This is a genomic window from Bacterioplanoides sp. SCSIO 12839, assembly GCF_024397975.1.
GTDB lineage: Bacteria > Pseudomonadota > Gammaproteobacteria > Pseudomonadales > Oceanobacteraceae > Bacterioplanoides.
In genome coordinates this window covers 2026014-2043395 of sequence record NZ_CP073745.1, presented here as the reverse complement: position 1 = coordinate 2043395, position 17382 = coordinate 2026014, and the positions used below count along the sequence as shown (strand labels likewise).

Annotated in this window: 13 protein-coding genes; 8 read left to right on the top strand and 5 right to left on the bottom strand. The window is 49.3% G+C overall.

Translation table 11 applies throughout. The features are described 5' to 3' along the window. The first annotated feature begins 4 nt into the window (after positions 1-4). The 8 genes from rraA to KFF03_RS09430 all read left to right on the top strand — a co-directional run bounded on the left by rraA (position 5) and on the right by KFF03_RS09430 (position 11414). The gene (gene rraA, locus KFF03_RS09465; protein WP_255856650.1) at positions 5-496 is read left to right on the top strand and encodes a ribonuclease E activity regulator RraA; all 492 of its coding nucleotides are present in this window, start codon (positions 5-7) and stop codon (positions 494-496) included. Positions 497-928: 432 nt separating this feature from the next. After that, on the top strand, positions 929-2602 hold the full coding sequence (locus KFF03_RS09460; protein ID WP_255856649.1) for an acyl-CoA carboxylase subunit beta: 1674 nt from the start codon (positions 929-931) through the stop codon (positions 2600-2602). Positions 2603-2647: 45 nt separating this feature from the next. Then, the gene (locus KFF03_RS09455) at positions 2648-5503 is read left to right on the top strand and encodes a biotin/lipoyl-containing protein (protein WP_255856648.1); all 2856 of its coding nucleotides are present in this window, start codon (positions 2648-2650) and stop codon (positions 5501-5503) included. An 87-nt stretch (positions 5504-5590) separates the two neighbouring features. Further along, positions 5591-6001, top strand: a complete 411-nt coding sequence (mce, locus tag KFF03_RS09450) for a methylmalonyl-CoA epimerase (protein WP_255856647.1) — start codon at positions 5591-5593, stop codon at positions 5999-6001. 15 nt (positions 6002-6016) lie between these two features. Beyond that, positions 6017-8161 carry a methylmalonyl-CoA mutase gene (scpA, locus tag KFF03_RS09445; RefSeq protein WP_255856646.1) on the top strand — a complete coding sequence of 715 codons (2145 nt, stop codon included), beginning with the start codon at positions 6017-6019 and terminating at the stop codon, positions 8159-8161. A gap of 259 nt (positions 8162-8420) precedes the next feature. After that, on the top strand, positions 8421-9389 hold the full coding sequence (meaB, locus tag KFF03_RS09440) for a methylmalonyl Co-A mutase-associated GTPase MeaB (protein ID WP_255856645.1): 969 nt from the start codon (positions 8421-8423) through the stop codon (positions 9387-9389). A gap of 11 nt (positions 9390-9400) precedes the next feature. Further along, positions 9401-9865, top strand: coding sequence for a YiiD C-terminal domain-containing protein (locus KFF03_RS09435; protein WP_255856644.1), 465 nt, complete (start codon positions 9401-9403; stop codon positions 9863-9865). Between the two features lie 139 nt (positions 9866-10004). Then, on the top strand, positions 10005-11414 hold the full coding sequence (locus tag KFF03_RS09430) for a phosphatidylinositol-specific phospholipase C domain-containing protein (protein ID WP_255856643.1): 1410 nt from the start codon (positions 10005-10007) through the stop codon (positions 11412-11414). Positions 11415-11502: 88 nt separating this feature from the next. On the opposite strand, the gene KFF03_RS09425 is transcribed toward KFF03_RS09430, so the two are convergent. The 5 genes from KFF03_RS09425 to KFF03_RS09405 all read right to left on the bottom strand — a co-directional run bounded on the left by KFF03_RS09425 (position 11503) and on the right by KFF03_RS09405 (position 17377). Continuing rightward, a complete protein-coding gene (locus tag KFF03_RS09425) occupies positions 11503-12663 on the bottom strand; it encodes a cation:proton antiporter (protein WP_255856642.1) in 1161 nt (386 codons plus the stop codon). A 144-nt stretch (positions 12664-12807) separates the two neighbouring features. Beyond that, complete coding sequence (locus tag KFF03_RS09420; RefSeq protein WP_255856641.1) at positions 12808-13311, bottom strand: DUF934 domain-containing protein; 504 nt, start codon at positions 13309-13311, stop codon at positions 12808-12810. Next, positions 13295-14956 (bottom strand): nitrite/sulfite reductase, encoded by a 1662-nt coding sequence (locus tag KFF03_RS09415; RefSeq protein WP_255856640.1) that lies wholly within the window; start codon positions 14954-14956, stop codon positions 13295-13297. The genes KFF03_RS09420 and KFF03_RS09415 overlap by 17 nt, the downstream gene beginning before the upstream one ends. A 168-nt stretch (positions 14957-15124) precedes the next feature. Continuing rightward, positions 15125-15922, bottom strand: coding sequence for a glycerophosphodiester phosphodiesterase family protein (locus tag KFF03_RS09410; protein WP_255856639.1), 798 nt, complete (start codon positions 15920-15922; stop codon positions 15125-15127). A 57-nt stretch (positions 15923-15979) separates the two neighbouring features. After that, positions 15980-17377 carry an MATE family efflux transporter gene (locus tag KFF03_RS09405; protein WP_255856638.1) on the bottom strand — a complete coding sequence of 466 codons (1398 nt, stop codon included), beginning with the start codon at positions 17375-17377 and terminating at the stop codon, positions 15980-15982. Positions 17378-17382: the final 5 nt, after the last annotated feature.

Below are 17382 nucleotides of genomic sequence, written 5' to 3'. Positions count from 1 at the left end.
AAAAATGACTCAATACGTTACTCCCGATTTATGTGATGAATACCCAGAGCTGGTTCAGGTTGTTGAGCCAATGTTTAATAACTACGGCGGTCGTGAATCATTTGGTGGTGAAATCGTTACCGTCAAATGTTTTGAAGACAACTCTAAAGTTAAAGAGCTGGTGGATACTGATGGTAAAGGCAAGGTGATGGTAGTGGACGGTGGTGCTTCCATGCGTCATGCATTGCTGGGCGATATGCTGGCTGAAAAGGCATCAAAAAATGGCTGGGAAGGTATTATTATCTACGGCTGTATTCGTGATGTGGATGTGATCATGGAAACCGATCTGGGTGTTCAGGCTCTGGCAACCAATCCATTAAAAACCGATAAGCGCGGTTTGGGTGATGTTAATGTTGTGGTGAAATTTGGTGGCGTTGAGTTTAACCCGGGTGAATTTGTTTATGCCGATAACAACGGTGTGATTGTCTCTCCTAAAGCATTAAGCATGCCTGAGTAGGTAGTTATTTCGCTAAAGTAGCGCTTTGCTGTTAAAGAATGCGGTATGTTTTTGGCAAAACTACTGCATTCTTTAGTCGTATTGAAAGTCATGCGGTTGGTTCAATCGCGACGATTTTAGCCGCTGTTGGCAGCCGCTCTTGTCGTCTGGGCACAATTAAAAAAAGAATAATAAACCGCGTAGTGGCGCGGATTATCACAAAAATCTGCAGTTCTGCAGGGAAAGATTTATACCAGTTTGGGTGCTGAGCCATTGAAATGCAGCACTATTTTTATTCGACATTCCGACTATTCACAAGATGGATGTGCGCCATTATTATCGCCTTACTTATTCTGGTGAGCTTCCTTTATGCATCTGGTAGAAACCACAGCATTGGTTAATACCCGCAGAAAGTTGGTCGTAGTAAACCTATTTAACGGAACGACACTTACAATGACAAAAGCAACTGCTCCTCAAGCAAAAAAAACGCAGGCTTCACTGACCAATCCTTTTGATCAGAAAGAAGAAGTTGAATTCGCAATTCCAGGTCAGGCCTCTTATAACCCTGGTCTTTATGAAGAAAACCTGAAGAAAGGTTATGAGCTGATTCAGCGCCCACGCAAAGCAGCAGGCGTTAACGCCATTACCCGTCAACACGCTAAAAAGCGTATGACTATCTGGGAACGAATCTCCGTTCTGACTGATGAAGACCCAACGGTACTGTTCCAGAACTGGGGTAAAAATCTTGATGGTGCCTCACTGGTAACAGCGGTTGTCAAAATTAATGGTCGTGATGTTGCACTTTATGGTCATGACTTTACCGTTCGTGCTGGTTCTATGGATGCAACCAACGGTAAGAAGCTGGCGCGTTTATTTGAGCTGGCTGGTAAGCGCCGTATCCCACTGGTTGGTCTGAACGACAGTGCGGGTGCTTATGTGCCTGCGGGTGTTGGTGGTCTTGACGGTTATGCCGAAGCCTTCACCGCTTTACGTAAGATATCGGGCGTTGTGCCTTCCATTATGTGTATGTTCGGTTTCAATGCCGGCGGTGGTTCCTACTTGCCGCGTCAGGGCAGTTTCCTGATTCAACCTAACGATACTTTCTTTGGTTTAACCGGCCCGGGTGTTGTGAAATCCGTGCTCGGTGAAGATGTCACGCCAGATGAGTTAGGTGGTCCGGGTGTCCACAGTCAGAGTGGTGTCACCGATTTTGTGGTTAAAGACGAAATTTCTGCCCTGAAAAAAGTGAAGCAACTGCTGAACTACCTGCCAGGTAATAACAGTGAGTTGGCGCCACATCAGCCAACGTCAGACCCGATTGATCGTAAGACGTGGGATGTTGATATTCTGCTGAAAAAAGCATTCAACGCTCCAACCGGATTTAATACGCCGATTGATGTCACCATTATGATTCAGCAATTGTGTGATCACGGTGATTTTCTTGAAATCCAACCGGATCGTGCTCGTAACACCATCACTGCATTGGGGCGCATGGGCGGCAATGTGGTGGGGTTTGTTGCCAATAACTCAGCGGTGTCTTCTGGTCAGATCGATATCGCTGCAGCTTACAAAAATGCACGGTTTATCCGCTTCTGTAACCTGTACAACATTCCGGTCATCTTTATGGAAGACACGACTGGCTTCCTGCCGGGTAAAGATCAGGAAACCCAGGGCATTGTGCAGGCCGGACGTGCCATGTTGGATGCCATTATCGATCTGCGCACACCACGTTTCCTGGTGATTATCCGTAATGCCTTTGGTGGTGCTTACGCCTCATATAACAATTACCCAACCGGTGCAGACTTTGTTATCGCATTGCCTTCTACCCGCGCTGCGGTGATGGGGCCTGCGGGCGTTGAGTTTGTTTACAAGCAAGAGCTGCAGGAAATTCGTAACGCGGTTAAAAGTGGCTCCAAATCCGCCGATTGGGCGAAGGAACAGGAAGCCCTGCTGGCCAAGCGTTATGAAGAAGAGTTAATGAACCCGAATGAAGCTCTGAGCTTAGGTTCGATCTCGCAAATCGTGATGCCGAGCGATCTGCGTAAAGTCCTGTGTGAAAACATGGATTTCCATCTGCGTCATTACACGCCTGAACCATTTAATGGTGTTCAGCGCGAGTTCCACTAATAGCAGATTCACACACTAGTAAAGATTTGAGAGACGGGTTTAATTATGAGCAACGATTACTATCTGAACAATCCGCTGATTCATCAGGATCGTCAGCTGGCTAATGCCAAGAGTGAATGGGTGCAGAGCTTCAGCTGCACAGAAATGAAGCCACTCATTATCTGCCGTGGTCCGATTCGTAAAGAAGCGATGGACGTATTCGAAGAAATGGGTATTGAGCACTACGGTATCCTGCTGTCGGAAAAAGACTCCATTGTTTATCAAAATGCACTGGCACCTGAGCTGCGTAAGCTGACGGATCCGAGTCGTGTGCATCGTGTACCGGATTACACTGGTGTCGATAAAGAAGAGCGTGATGTTCGTATCAAGCAGATCATCAATATCGCTAAAGAAAACGGTTATAACTCCATCTACACCGGTTACGGCTTTATGGCCGAAGACGAGAATATGGTGTCGGCAATGGAGCAGGCAGGCCTGAACTTTATTGGTCCTTGTTCAAAAACCGTACACGATGCTGGTCTGAAAGATGAAGCGAAACGTACTGCGTTAAAAGTCGGTGTGAGTGTCACGCCAGGTATTGATAACGCCACGGCGATCACCTTACTGAAAAAACACAGTGATGAAAAAGCGCTGTTGGCGTTAGTTGAAAAAGAGCAACTGCCGCTGAATCAGGAAGCGTTTGACGCTGCCGAAGAACTGGTCAGTAAAGCTGATGTGGTATTAGCCGCGTCTTACGATAAAGGCGTTGACCTGTACACCATTGATGATCTGGCGGAGACCATTCGTGAGCAAGTTATCGTCATGGGGCGTGATTATCCGCAAAACCGCATCCGACTGAAGTGCATCGGCGGTGGTGGCGGTAAAGGTCAGCGTATCCTGCCAAACCCATCGTCTTTTGATGGTGATCTGGATAAGCAGCTGGCACAGGTCGCGGACTTGGCACCGTCTTTGGTGCTGGAGATCCTCAATGAGGTGAAAGCAACCGGTCAGGGTGACAATAAAAACGTACTGATTGAACTGAACATCGAAACCACGCGTCACCAGGAAATTCAGGTGATTGGTAATGGCGACTGGACGCTGGCAATGGGCGGCCGTGACTGTTCACTGCAGATGCACGAGCAAAAGCTGTTGGAAGTCTCCGTAACCGTTGAAGACCTGGAAGCTGCGCTCACCGAAGCGGTGAAAGATGGCCGTAATACCGAAGCTCAGATTCTCAAACAAGACATCGAAACGCTGTTGGAGATGGAACGTCAGTCGGAAGTATTCGGTAAAGCGGTAGGCCTGGACAGCGTGTCGACGTTTGAGTGTATCGTCGACCGCGACAAGCACTTCTTTATGGAAATGAATACCCGTATTCAGGTAGAACACCGGGTGACTGAGCTGTGTTATGCGCTGAAGTTTGTTAACCCAAACAATGCCGACGACTACTTTGTGGTTAATTCTCTGGTTGAAGCCATGGTATTGCTGGCTGCGCACGGTCCGCGCTTACCAAAACCACAGCGTGTGATGCGTAATATCTCGTCGGTTGAAGCGCGTTTGAATGCCACTAACCACGCATTGGCGCCTCACGCGGGTGGTGTGATTGAGCACTGGTCCGATGCACGTGAAGGTGAAATCCGTGATGACCAGGGTATCTCGTTGCACAATCCAGATACCGACGTCTTTATGAAGTATCACCTGGCCGGTGCTTACGACAGTAACATCGCCTTGCTGTTGACCGTGGGTAACAAGCGTCTCGACAGCTACGAACGACTGGCTGAGATTTTACGTACCACAGAATTGCAGGGTAAGGACCTGGCGACCAACCTGGAGTTCCACTACGGTCTGGTGAACTGGTTCCTGGGTAATAACATCAATGCCCGCCCAACCACGCGTTATATCGTTCCTTACCTGACGGCGGTTGGCTTATTGAAAGAAAAAGCCAACAATTTCGACCTTAAACACGCTTACAAGCAGGTGTGTGCTAAAGCCATGACAGGCTTGCGGGCTAAGGATGAAAAAGCGGCGATGCAACAGGTTCTTGCCAGTAAAGAGCTGTTGTTGACTCGTCCGATTGAGCGTTTATTTGCCGATCCGCATATTCTATCGGGCTGGTTGAGCATTAATCAGGATAACTTTGCTCAAAGTGAAAAAGGTCAGATCACCTGGTTGAAAAACCCGGTTCAGGTACTGAAAGAGACCTATCACTTCCTGAATATGAACTTTAATGCCGAAAACCCAGCTGCCAGCATGATTTGGGATCACGATCATGAGGTACTGAGCCAGGCGGTTGCTTTCTATGATGAACTGGAAAATCGACTGGGTATTACTGATTTTGCTGAGCTGTGTACGGTTCTGAATGCTAAAGCGGCGCCTCAGGGAATCGATGCTGATCAATGGGTTGCTGTTCAGTCGGCACATATCGGCTATCAGGCAGGTTGTGACATCTTATCGCTGTTACCGTTTATCGGCTTCAGCACACAGTTCTTCGACTTGAAAGTGAATGAAGATCTGAGTATCCACATTCCTGAACGTCTGACCGACGAAGACCTGCAAGCGAAGATGGCGAAGGTGCTTGTGCCACCTCCAGTGGCGAAAAGTGATGAAATTCTGGCACCTACTGGCGGTATGTTCTACTCATGTGAAGCACCAGGGCTGCCACCATTCGTTGAGGAAGGCACACACTTTGAAGCCGGAGAGCCGTTGTACATCATCGAAGTGATGAAAATGTTCAACAAAGTGAATGCGCCATTCGCCGGAACGATTGAAAAAATATTGGTTGATGATGATGGCACTATCATCAGTAAAGGGCAGCCATTATTTAAAATTACGCCGGATGAAATTGTGATCGAAGAAACGGTTGAAGAAATTCAGGCCCGTGTTGAAAAACAAACCGGCGAGTTCCTGGCTGCGATTAAATAACAGCCATTTAAGCAAGCCTCTGAGTGATCAGGGGCTTTTGCTCATTTCGAAAACAGGTGAGCCAAAAAGAAAACAGGTGAGAGAGTTATGATTGTTGCTTTAGACCATATCGCCATCGCGGTACCGGATCTTGAAAAAGCCATCAAACGTTTTATGGAAGATTTTGGTCTTCCATACAAAGGCCAGGAAGATGTGCCAGCGGCAAAAACCAGTACGGCATTTTTCCCGTTACCGGAGACCAGTATCGAACTGGTACACCCATTAAACGGTGAAGGCCCGATTCAGGGTTATCTGGATAAGAAGGGTGGTGGTATTCATCACTTGTGTTTCCGTAGCGATGATCTGGAAGCCGATGTTGCCCGGCTGAAAGAAAAGGGCTATCAATTTTTATCGGATGAACCTTCTATTGGTGCTCACAACTGCAAGGTGATTTTTATTCATCCGAAAAGCTGCGACGGCGTGTTGATCGAGCTCAACCAACCTCAAGATGATCATTAATTCAGGATTGTAGTTATGACTGATTCCAATAAACCAACCCTGAAAGAATGGGAAGCGTTAGCCACCAAACAAATGAAGGGCATGACCCCGGAAGAAATGGAATGGCATACGCCGGAAGATATTCCGATCAAAATCCTTTACACCCAAGATGATGTCAAAGATCTGGAATACGCTGACACCATGCCGGGCATGGCGCCGTATGTGCGTGGCCCGCAAGCAACCATGTACGCTGGCCGCCCCTGGACTATTCGTCAGTACGCGGGCTTCTCCACGGCAGAAGAATCCAACGCGTTTTATCGTAAAAACCTGAAAGCGGGTGCTCAGGGCGTCTCGGTTGCATTCGACCTGGCAACTCACCGTGGCTATGACTCAGACCATCCTCGGGTAACCGGTGATGTAGGCAAAGCGGGTGTTGCTATTGATTCGGTGGAAGACTCCAAAATCCTGTTTGACGGTATTCCGCTGGATAAAGTCTCCGTCTCCATGACCATGAATGGCGCAGTGCTGCCGATTTTGGCCAACTATATCGTTGCGGCAGAAGAGCAAGGTGTATCTCAGGATAAACTGAGTGGCACGATTCAAAACGATATTCTGAAAGAATTTATGGTGCGTAATACCTACATTTACCCACCGTCCCCATCGATGAAAATCATCGGCGATATCATTGCTTATACCTCTGAGCATATGCCGAAATTTAACTCGATTTCGATTTCCGGCTACCACATTCAGGAAGCCGGTGCCGATGCGGCACTTGAACTGGCGTATACCCTGAGTGATGGTCGTGAATACGTTCGTACCGCGATTAATGCCGGCCTGGATGTTGATGCCTTTGCTCCGCGCCTGTCGTTCTTCTGGGGCATTTCCATGAACTTCTATATGGAAATTGCCAAGCTACGTGCTGGTCGTTTGTTGTGGGATCGGATTATGAAGGAGTTCAATCCTCAGAATCCTAAGTCTTCGATGCTGCGTACTCACTCGCAAACGTCAGGTTGGTCTCTTACCGAGCAAGACCCATATAACAATGTGGTTCGTACTACGATTGAAGCCATGGCAGCCGTATTTGGTGGTACTCAGTCTCTGCACACCAACGCGTTGGATGAAGCCGTGGCGCTGCCAACCGAATTCTCTGCCCGTATTGCCCGTAATACTCAGATTATTATTCAGGAAGAAACCGGTATCCGTCAGGTGGTCGATCCGTGGGGCGGCTCTTATATGATGGAAAGCCTGACTCAACAAATTGCTGATAAAGCCTGGGAGTTAATCGAAGAGATTGAATCCAAAGGTGGCATGGCGAAAGCGATTGAAGAAGGCCTGCCGAAACTGCGTATCGAAGAATCGGCGGCGAAGAAACAAGCCCGTATCGACCGCGGTGAAGACGTTATTGTTGGTGTTAATAAATACGAACTCGAGAAAGAAGACGATCTGGAAATCCTCGAAGTCGACAACATGGCCGTTCGTGATTCTCAGATCAAACGTCTTGAAGAAATCCGTGCCACCCGTGACACCGATGCCGTGAATGCAGCGTTGGCGGCAATCACTGAATGCGCAAAAACGGGTGAAGGTAATTTGCTGGATCTGGCGGTGAAAGCTGCGCGTTTACGCGCCACGGTGGGTGAGATTTCCGACGCGATGGAAGAAGAATTTGGTCGCTTCCAGGCGGAAGCTCGCACTATCTCAGGTGTTTATGGCGCGCCATACGAAAACGATGCGGACTGGCAGTCCATCAAAGCGGATATTGAAAGCTTTGAAGGTGCGCACGGTCGTCGCCCTCGTATGTTGGTGTGTAAGATGGGTCAGGACGGTCACGACCGTGGCGCCAAGGTGATCGCAACCGCATTTGCCGATGTTGGTTTTGATATCGATTTATCACCGATGTTCTCTACGCCGGAAGAAGTTGCCAAGCAGGCGATTGAAAATGACGTTCACGTTGTGGGGGTATCTTCCCAGGCGGCGGGTCATAAAACTCTGGTTCCGGCTTTAATCGAAGAGCTGAAGAAGCAGGGCGCGGATGACATTATCGTGGTCGCTGGCGGTGTAATTCCGAAGCAGGATTATGATTATCTGTGGGAGTCGGGTGTTAAAGGCATCTTTGGTCCGGGAACCAAAATCCCGGTAAGTGCACGTCAGGTACTGGATGCTATTAACGAAGCGCAGGGTTAACATCCTCGTTTCTATTAAAGCGACGAATCAACCGATTACTTTTCTGCCGCCGCCCCGAAGGCACATCCATGTGCCTGCCGGGCGGACGCAACATCCTGTTGCTGCTCTCGAAAAGTATTCGGTTTTTTCGTTTTAGATAAACGAACAGTGGTGAATATTTGGCGTGGGCGTGCGCTGACATGGAAGTCATCGCCGAGCCTACAAGGAAGTATTCATGGCGTTCCGAGCGAATGTTTACCGCTGCGAGTCAGGCTAAAAAATGATTGATTTAGAAAAGTTAACATCCGGTAATCGTCGGGCATTGGCGAAAGCCATCACGCTGGTTGAAAGTAAGCTCGATACCCATCGTGAGCAAGCCCAGGGTATTCTGAATCAGTTGCTGCCGGATACAGGGAAATCCATTCGTATAGGAATTACCGGCATTCCTGGCGTTGGCAAATCCACTTTTATCGAAGCCTTTGGTCTGTATTTAATCGAGCAGGGTAAGAAGGTCGCGGTACTGGCGGTAGACCCAAGTTCGCCGCTGCGTGGTGGCAGTATTCTCGGTGATAAAACCCGCATGGAATTATTATCCCGCGAAGAAAACGCCTTTATTCGACCCTCTCCCAGTGAAGGGGCATTAGGTGGTGTTGCTCAGAAGACCCGCGAGACCATGCTGCTCTGTGAGGCAGCTGGCTATGATGTGATTCTGGTCGAAACGGTTGGTGTTGGTCAGTCAGAATACGAAGTTGCGGCCATGGTCGACTTCTTTTTGGTGCTGATGCTTCCTAATGCTGGTGATGAATTACAAGGCATTAAGCGTGGCATTATGGAATTGGCTGATGCGCTGGTGATTAATAAAGCCGATGGCGAAAGCATCAATCTTGCCCAGCAAACCCAGAGCCATTATCAGAGTGCATTCCACTTGATGAAAAATTCCAGTTTCTGGAGCCCGCAGGTGAAAACCTGTTCTGCGCTGAAAAAAGAGCGTATTCAGGATGTGTGGCAAATGATCGAAGACTATCAGTCCGCTGCATCAGGCTGTGTGAACGCCGGCATATCGGCCTTTGATGAGAAGCGTGCCCGCCAGAACAGTGAATGGTTGAAGAAACTGATTCACGAGATGCTTGAATTACGTCTCAAACAAAACCCGGAAGTGCAGCAGCAAATGCCCGAGCTGGAAAATCAGGTGTTGAATAACCAGACAACACCGTACAATGCTGCCCAGAAAATTATTGACCTTCTGTAAGTAATAAGTTTATGAATGCTGATATTAGCCAAAAATTAAAAGATTTCTTTGTTGAACACCTGCCGATCACCCAGTTTATGGGTTTGGAAGTTGAATCTTACGATGGTGAACAATTGATTTTAACGGCGCCTCTGGAGCCAAATATCAACGATAAACAAACGGCTTTTGGTGGCAGTTTATACAATGCTGCTGTCATGGCCTGCTGGGGGCTGGTTTATTTAAAAACCCAGGAGAAGGGCATTGAGTGCAATCAAGTTGTTACCGGAGGGGAAGTTAAATACAAAGCCCCGGTTGCCGGAACCATTCGCGCCATTGCTCAGGCTCCCAATACGACAGAGTTTGATCGCTTTTTTGCTGACTATGACGAAGCCGGAAAAGCCAAAATTTCACTGGATGCCGTTATTACCACTGACGGCCAACCAGATAGCAAGGTCGCTGTGACCTTCAGTGGTAATTACGCCATCATCGCAAGCTAGGTTATTCGCATCCAGAAGTAGTTTAGGCGTTATAAAGAGGACTTTTTGGGCCTATCGTGCCGTTTTTCTTCAGGGTAGGGGACGTTGGGAAAGTGAGCATTTATAGTGCTTACTCCTGACAATGCTTTTGGAGCGCCAGATGAAAAAAATAATAACCTCGACGCTTTTGTCTCTCGTCCTATCAATGCCAGCCATCGTATCGGCGCATGATGATGGCGCCTACTATCATGGTGATGGCGCGGTTGCTCATCATCCTTCCTGGATGCAACGATTAAGTGATGACACCCGGCTAAATAAAATGTCATTGGTGGGCAGTCACGATACCTTGTCATTTCATGGCGGTGATATTGTTCAGACTCAGTCAATGTCGCTGAAAGATCAGCTCGAATCTGGGATTCGGGTACTGGATATCCGTAATCGCCATATCAATAACAAATTTGCTATCCATCACGGCATTGTGTTTCAGCATGCCTGGTTTGGTGAAGATGTGTTGAAGCCGGTGGTGGAGTTTCTTAAAGCCAATCCGTCAGAAACCATTCTGATGAACATTCAACCAGCCCATACCGAAAAAGATAACACCCGCAAATTTGAAGAAACGCTGGACCAATATGCAGCAGACTATAACGCCCCGTTCTGGACGCCAACGTCGCTGAATCCAACTTTGAGTGAAATCCGTGGAAAAATCGTGATGCTTTATAAGCATTTCACGCCACGTAATGTACGCGGTATCCATCAATCCCAGCTGTCTGGCGGTGTTCCTGATTATACGATGGATAATAACTGGGAATTGCATGAGCAGTGGCAAGGTGTGAAGGCGCGCTTTGAAGCAGCAGATAATGGCAATCATGCGGTGATTTATAATCATGGCCTGAATGCTTCTGGCGGTTCATTTCCGTATTTTGTTGCCAGCGGCCATAGCTCACCAGGAACTTCAGCCCCACGACTGGCGACTGGCCTGACCACGCCAGGCTGGAAGGATTCTTACCCTGACTTCCCGCGGGTAAACTGTTTTATTGGCATCTGTACCATCGCCTTTGAAGGCTTGAATACGCTGGCGGCGGATTATATTCAGAACGGTAATATCCAGAGCCGCGCTCTGGGTCTGGTGTGGTCAGACTTTCCGGGTAAGCGTCTGATTGAGAATGTGATTAATCTTAATGTGCCGGAATACCGTATGTTAGTGGATCAGCGCAGCGGTTTGTGCCTGGATGTGAAATACGCACAGACTCACAATGGCAACGATGTCTGGTTGTGGCCGTGTGATGGCAATGCCGCTCAGTTGTGGGCCTATGATGCTTCCAGTGGTTATGTGAAAAGCAAATTAGGCAAGTGTCTTGATAATCGTGGACAAACTTACAGTGATGGCACTGTTGGCATCTGGGATTGTGTTGATAGCAATAATCTAAGATTTGATCTTGTTGGCAATACACTGCGCAGTCGCAATGACAATAATATCGTGCTTGATGCCATGTCGACCGAGCAGGGTGGTCGTGTTGGCCAATGGCAACATCACGGTGGTGCGAATCAACAATGGCTCTGGAGGGAGTGAGAACCAAATCCAGCGTTTACTCTAGCTCCCACGCTCTGCGTGGGAGCTTCAATTCAGACATGACTACCACGCAGAGCGTGGGAGCCAGTTAATCCCTTCTTAACTCATCTTTTACCGCAATGGGATTCGGGTAGTTAAACACCACGATATAGCTGGAAATGGCAAAGGTAATAATCGCCGTGGCCTGAATCAGAGAGGAGCCCTGTTCGCTAAGCAAATTGCTCTGCAAGGCGACAAATGCGATCAGCAATGAGAATTCACTGATTTGCCCCAGGCGAAAGCCCACATCCCAGGCCAGTGCCCGGCGCTCACTGAAGCGTGCCAGTAGCAGGCGGAAGGTCACGGGTTTTATCACCAGCACGATGGCTGCCAAAATGGCGGCCGGAACAATTACATCTGACAACAAGCCAATATTAAAGCTCGCGCCTAGCGCAAAAAAGAACATCACCAGAAAGAAGTCCCGTAGCGGCTTCAGGCTAATGGCAATAAATTGTGCAATTGGGCTGGTAGCCAGCGTGACTCCAGCAATAAATGCTCCGATCTCATGGGTTAAACCAACAACTTTGGCTCCTTCTGCGACGGCAAGGCACCAGCCGATGGCAAGAATAAACAGGTATTCCTGATAGCGATCAAAGCGTGCGATAAGCGGTAGCAGCACGCCTTTTACCATCAGATAGCAGCCTACGGCTAAAACGGGTAACGCGACAAACGGTTGCCAGACCGGCATTTTGCTCTCACCCGACATTACGCCCAGTAAAATCAGCGACACAATAGCCAGCATATCCTGAATCAATAACAGGCCAATCATGAGTTCGCCGATATGTTTGTGGTGCAATACTGTTGTGGGCAGCAGCTTGAGGCCAATAATGGTGGAGGAGAACATCATGGCTAAGCCAACAGCCAAGCTATCCATCTGGCTATAGCCAAAGCTTTGCGTTAAGCCATAACCGCTGGCAAAGAACACCAGTGAGCTGACAAGCGCAACCAGTGTGGCCTTGCGCAAAACCGCTGCCAGTGCCGCTGGCTGCATATCCAGCCCCAGCAAGAACAACAGGAAAATGATGCCGATATGCGCCATATCTGACAGGCTTTCCGGGTGTTCAATCCAGCCGATACCAAAAGGGCCGACTAATGCGCCCAATGCAATATAAGCAATCAACAGCGGTTGACGCGTGAACAGTGCCAGCGTGGCAAAAATAGTGGCCCCGGAGAACACCAGAAAAAATGAAAAAACAATATCGTGATCCATAACAATCATTCTAGCCGGATAAAGGTGTGAGGGAGGAGCATAAATGCAAAAACCGCCACAAGGGCGGTTTTATATCAACAGAGTGATCAATTGTTCTGGCTCCCACGCTCTGCGTGGTGGGATCACTCTGTTGTTGGCGAGCCGTTAGCGGCGACGATAAAGCGGACGCTGATCGTTGGCGTCATTCTGGTAGCACACCGTGAAGGTGTCGAATGCGGCAATTGCATCGTCCAGATCCTGATCGCCACGCAGCGCAAAGCTGGTGAAGCCACAACGCTGCATAAAGAACAGTTGGTCGATCAAAACGTCACCCACAGAGCGCAGCTCACCTTCGTAGCCATAACGCTCGCGCAGTAAGCGAGCGGCTGAGTAGCCTCGGCCGTCTGCAAACTTGGGGAAGTCGATGGTGATCAGGGCAAAGTGGCTGGCTTCGTCGGCCAGTTGCTCCGCTGTTTCACCCGCTGCCAGATGAACGGCCAGCTTACCGGCTTGTGCCTGAGCTTTCAGTTCGTCTTTGTTCTCGCTCCAGCGGGTCAGGCTGATGATGGCGAAGTCCTGAATGGCTTCGTCATCCGCAATTACCTGCCATTGATCATCTGATACCAGCTGGCGGCCTTTGATTAAGTTTGCCTTATTCAGGTTTTCCATAAACGGCCTCCTTGAAGGTGGTGTGACCAACACGACGGTAAACTTCCAGGAAGCTTTCGCCATCGCTGCGTTTTTCTACATAACAGTCCAGTACTTTGCCAATCACATCCGGAATGGCCTGGCGTGAGAAAGATGGGCCTAAAATTTTACCCAAAGAGGTGTCGTCCCCGGCGTTGCCGCCCAGAGATACCTGGTAGAACTCTTCACCTTTCTTATCAACGCCCAGAATACCGATGTTACCAACGTGGTGGTGACCACAAGCATTCATACAGCCAGAGATGTTCAGGTCGATTTCACCTAAGTCGTGCAGGTAGTCCAGATTGTCGAAACGAATCTGCAGGTCTTCGGCAATCGGAATAGACTTGGCATTTGCCAGAGCACAGAAATCACCACCCGGGCAGCAAATCATATCGGTTAGCAGACCCAGAGTTGGGGTTGCCAGACCTTTGGCTTTGGCGGTTTGCCACAATTCGAACAGTTTGCTTTGTTCTACATCGGCTAACACCAGGTTTTGCTGGTGGGTCGAGCGGATTTCACCAAAGCTGTAGCTGTCAGCCAGCTCAGCGATGTCTTCCATTTGCTCGGCTGTCACGTCACCTGGCGCATTGCCTTTTTGCTTCAGCGCAAAGCTGGCGATGGCGTAGCCAGGCTTTTTGTGGGTGCGCACATTGCGTTGTACCCAGCGAGCAAAAGCAACGTTATCAGCCAGTGCTTGCTGGTATTCCGCTGGATTGTCGTCCAGTGCTTTGTAATCAGGCTCGGTGAAGTGAGATTTAACACGCTCCAGCTCGCTGGCTGGCAGCTTACCTTCACCGTCTTTCAGGCGAGCCCATTCTTCTTCAACCAGCTCACGCATACGCTCAATACCCAGTGCTTTTACCAGGATTTTAATACGCGCTTTGTACTTGTTATCACGACGACCAAACTGGTTGTAAACACGGATGATGGCATCCAGATAGGTCAGCAGATCTTCTTCTGCCAAAAAGTCGCGAATCTCAGTGCCAACGATTGGGGTACGACCCAGACCGCCACCCACCAGAATGCGGTAGCCCACTTCACCGGCATCGTTTTTAACGATGTTAACGCCGATGTCGTGTACCTGAATGGCCGCACGGTCTGCGCCCGGTACCGCATTAACGGCAATCTTGAATTTGCGCGGCAGGAAGGCGAATTCCGGGTGGAAGGTTGACCACTGACGGATGATTTCACAGTAAGGGCGTGGATCAACCAGCTCTTCTTTAATCACACCAGCGTATTCGTCGGTGGTGGTGTTACGAATACAGTTACCACTGGTTTGCACTGCATGCATCTGAACTTCAGCCAGCTTGGCTAAAATCTCAGGGCATTTTTCCAGCTCAGGCCAGTTGAATTGCAGGTTCTGACGGGTACTGAAATGCGCGTAACCTTTATCATAATCGCGGGCAACTTCAGCTAAAGCACGCATCTGTTTGGAGTTAAACAAGCCATAAGGAATGGCAACTCGTAACATTGGTGCATAGCGTTGAACATAAATACCGTTTTGCAGTCGCAGTGGCAGGAATTCCTCTTCCGGAATTTTGCCGGCGAGGTAGCGGTCCATTTGCCCCTGGAATTGGGCAACGCGCTCATTCAGCAATTGCTGATCATACTCGTCGTAAACGTACATAGTGATCCGTCTTTCTCAATCTGAGATTATCAATCTAATCGGGTTTGTCGGTTATGGCGGCGCACTTTAACAAAGCCTGCATATTCTTAAAATGAATATTTAACTATATCTAAATAGCACTATTGCATATCGGTGATTTGTTAGTTTGCTATGCGCAATCGTTTTCTTTTAGTGATTATGCCATTGATTGGCTTTTCGGGCAGTCTGGATTAATCGATATGGGTAATCGGAAAAAACGGATAAGACTCCGGCCTGCCACAGTGTTTGCGCCAGTTCAGGGGAGTTCACGGTAAAACAGGCCATCGGAATGCCGTGTTCACTGAGTTGTTGAACCAGTTTGGCATCAAAGAAGTCGGCGCTGAAGTGCAGGCCGAGTGCCTGATACTCTTCCAACCGCTCCTGCCAGTTATAAGGAATGGCGTCGACATTCAGCGCGCGAGCGATATCCGGCAAGTGCTGCTGACAAGCTTTCAGTGCATGATGGTTAAAGCTGCTGAGCAGCAAGCTGTTATCAAAAGGGACTTGTTGTAACGCGGTGCGAATGGCCCAGACGGTTTCGGTCTCCCGGCCAATATTGGGTTTGACCTCAAGATTCAGGTTCAGCCCCAGTTGATTACACAAGGTCAATAACTCTGCGAGTGTCAGGATGTTTTCGCCGCGGTACTGAGGAGAAAACCAGCTGCCACAATCGAGTGCCTTGAGTTCTGACAGGCGCAGTTGTGCTACATGACCAGCTCCATTGGAGCAGCGTTTCAATTCGGAGTCGTGAAAAATTACTGCAATGCCTTCAGCACTAATCGTTGTGTCAACTTCAATCCAGTGGGCACCTTGTTCTGCGGCCAGGCGAATGGCGGCAGCGGTATTTTCCGGCGCTTCACCACTGGCGCCACGGTGGGCAATCACGGGTTCCATCTGCTGATAAGGATTGTTCAGGCTGTCCAGCGAGAAGGGACGATACGACGTCATACACAATCTCCAGGGTAGTCAAGAATGAGTAGTCAGGAATGAATAGTCAGTAATGATTCAAATACGAATGTCTGCCCAATGTCGGCTGCGCCAGATTACACCATAAACTAATGACAACGAAACCCGCTGCACACCTTGCAGAATCCAGACGCCTGTTAGTCCGGCACCGGCAAACGGACCAACAAAATAAGCCAGCGGTAATAACACGGCCCATTGCATGATCAGATTGATTTTCATCACCTGCTTGCTGGCCCCAGCGCCTAACAAAGCCTGAGTCAGCACCATGGCTGTGACCTCCAGCGCAATGGCAAAGCCGGAGATGCGTAACGGCCAGGTGCCTAGTTCAATCAAATGAATGTCCGGGGTGAATAAGCGCAGAATCTGCTGCGGGAATAACCATAGGGGCAGGCCAACCACCGCCATAATCAGTGCCGCTACCCGCACAACTTCCCAGCCCCACTGATAAGCGTCGTGTTTGTCGCCACGCCCTAAGGCCTGACCCACCAGGCTGCTGGAGGCAATGCCAAGTCCTACGGCGGGCAGAATCAGCAGTAACGCTAGGTTAATCAGGATGTGGCCAACCGCCTGTTCCTGGGTGCCGATCTGACCGATGATCCAGAACATCACACTGGTGCCCAAGGCAAACAGCACTTGCTGGGTGGAGTTCGGAATGGCCAGGCGCGCGACGGAGAGTATGGTGTTGCGATTTGGCAGTGAGATGGCGTGGTTCAGGTGTCGCCTGAATGTCAGCCAGAAATACACCAGCGTACCAAGCACCATGGAGGCAGCGGTACCCATACCCGAGCCAACGGCGCCATAGCCGTAAACCCCTAAGCTCGGCAGGCCAAAGATCAGCAAATAGCTCAGTACCACATTGGCCAGGTGCATAAACAGCAAGACTTTGAGGTAGGTTTTGGAGTCGCCAATGCCGCTCCAGAAACCACGAAACACGAAGTTCATACCAATAAAAGTGGCTGCCAGGGTACGCCATTCGAAGTAGGGGATTGCAATGGCGGCAACATCGTCGCTGTTGTTAAACAGCGGGATAAAAAACGGCGCGCCGAAATAAAACAACAGGGTAAGAGGGATGCCGCAGAGTAGAGCCAGTAATAGCCCCGATAATAAAGGTTCAGCCAATTGGCCTTGAGGGTTGTCACTACTTTTTTGTGAGCCGCCTTTCTTTTGCAGCTCTCCGCTGCGTCGAGCGACCAGCGCCTGGACACCGGAAGATAAGCCCATCACGGCTGAGACCACAATAAAGCTGGCATAACTGCCAACTCCAACGCCGGCAAGTGCCACATCCCCTAAGCGGCCGACCATTGCGGCATCCACCAGATTGATCAGACTCTGGGATAACATGCCGCCAATAATAGGCACGCCAATCAGCAGGATGCGTTGCAATCGCTCGGGTGAAATAGCGAGCAGCCTGGCTACTCGCTGTTGCAATAACATCATTTAAA

Bases quoted from the DNA above. Each gene is read 5' to 3' on its own strand.
- meaB (WP_255856645.1), top strand. From the start codon at position 8,421: ATGATTGATTTAGAAAAGTTAACATCCGGTAATCGTCGGGCATTGGCG.
- KFF03_RS09405 (WP_255856638.1), bottom strand. From the start codon at position 17,377: ATGATGTTATTGCAACAGCGAGTAGCCAGGCTGCTCGCTATTTCACCC.
- mce (WP_255856647.1), top strand. From the start codon at position 5,591: ATGATTGTTGCTTTAGACCATATCGCCATCGCGGTACCGGATCTTGAA.
- KFF03_RS09430 (WP_255856643.1), top strand. From the start codon at position 10,005: ATGAAAAAAATAATAACCTCGACGCTTTTGTCTCTCGTCCTATCAATG.
- KFF03_RS09415 (WP_255856640.1), bottom strand. From the start codon at position 14,956: ATGTACGTTTACGACGAGTATGATCAGCAATTGCTGAATGAGCGCGTT.
- KFF03_RS09435 (WP_255856644.1), top strand. From the start codon at position 9,401: ATGAATGCTGATATTAGCCAAAAATTAAAAGATTTCTTTGTTGAACAC.
- KFF03_RS09455 (WP_255856648.1), top strand. From the start codon at position 2,648: ATGAGCAACGATTACTATCTGAACAATCCGCTGATTCATCAGGATCGT.
- rraA (WP_255856650.1), top strand. From the start codon at position 5: ATGACTCAATACGTTACTCCCGATTTATGTGATGAATACCCAGAGCTG.
- KFF03_RS09410 (WP_255856639.1), bottom strand. From the start codon at position 15,922: ATGACGTCGTATCGTCCCTTCTCGCTGGACAGCCTGAACAATCCTTAT.
- scpA (WP_255856646.1), top strand. From the start codon at position 6,017: ATGACTGATTCCAATAAACCAACCCTGAAAGAATGGGAAGCGTTAGCC.
- KFF03_RS09425 (WP_255856642.1), bottom strand. From the start codon at position 12,663: ATGGATCACGATATTGTTTTTTCATTTTTTCTGGTGTTCTCCGGGGCC.
- KFF03_RS09420 (WP_255856641.1), bottom strand. From the start codon at position 13,311: ATGGAAAACCTGAATAAGGCAAACTTAATCAAAGGCCGCCAGCTGGTA.
- KFF03_RS09460 (WP_255856649.1), top strand. From the start codon at position 929: ATGACAAAAGCAACTGCTCCTCAAGCAAAAAAAACGCAGGCTTCACTG.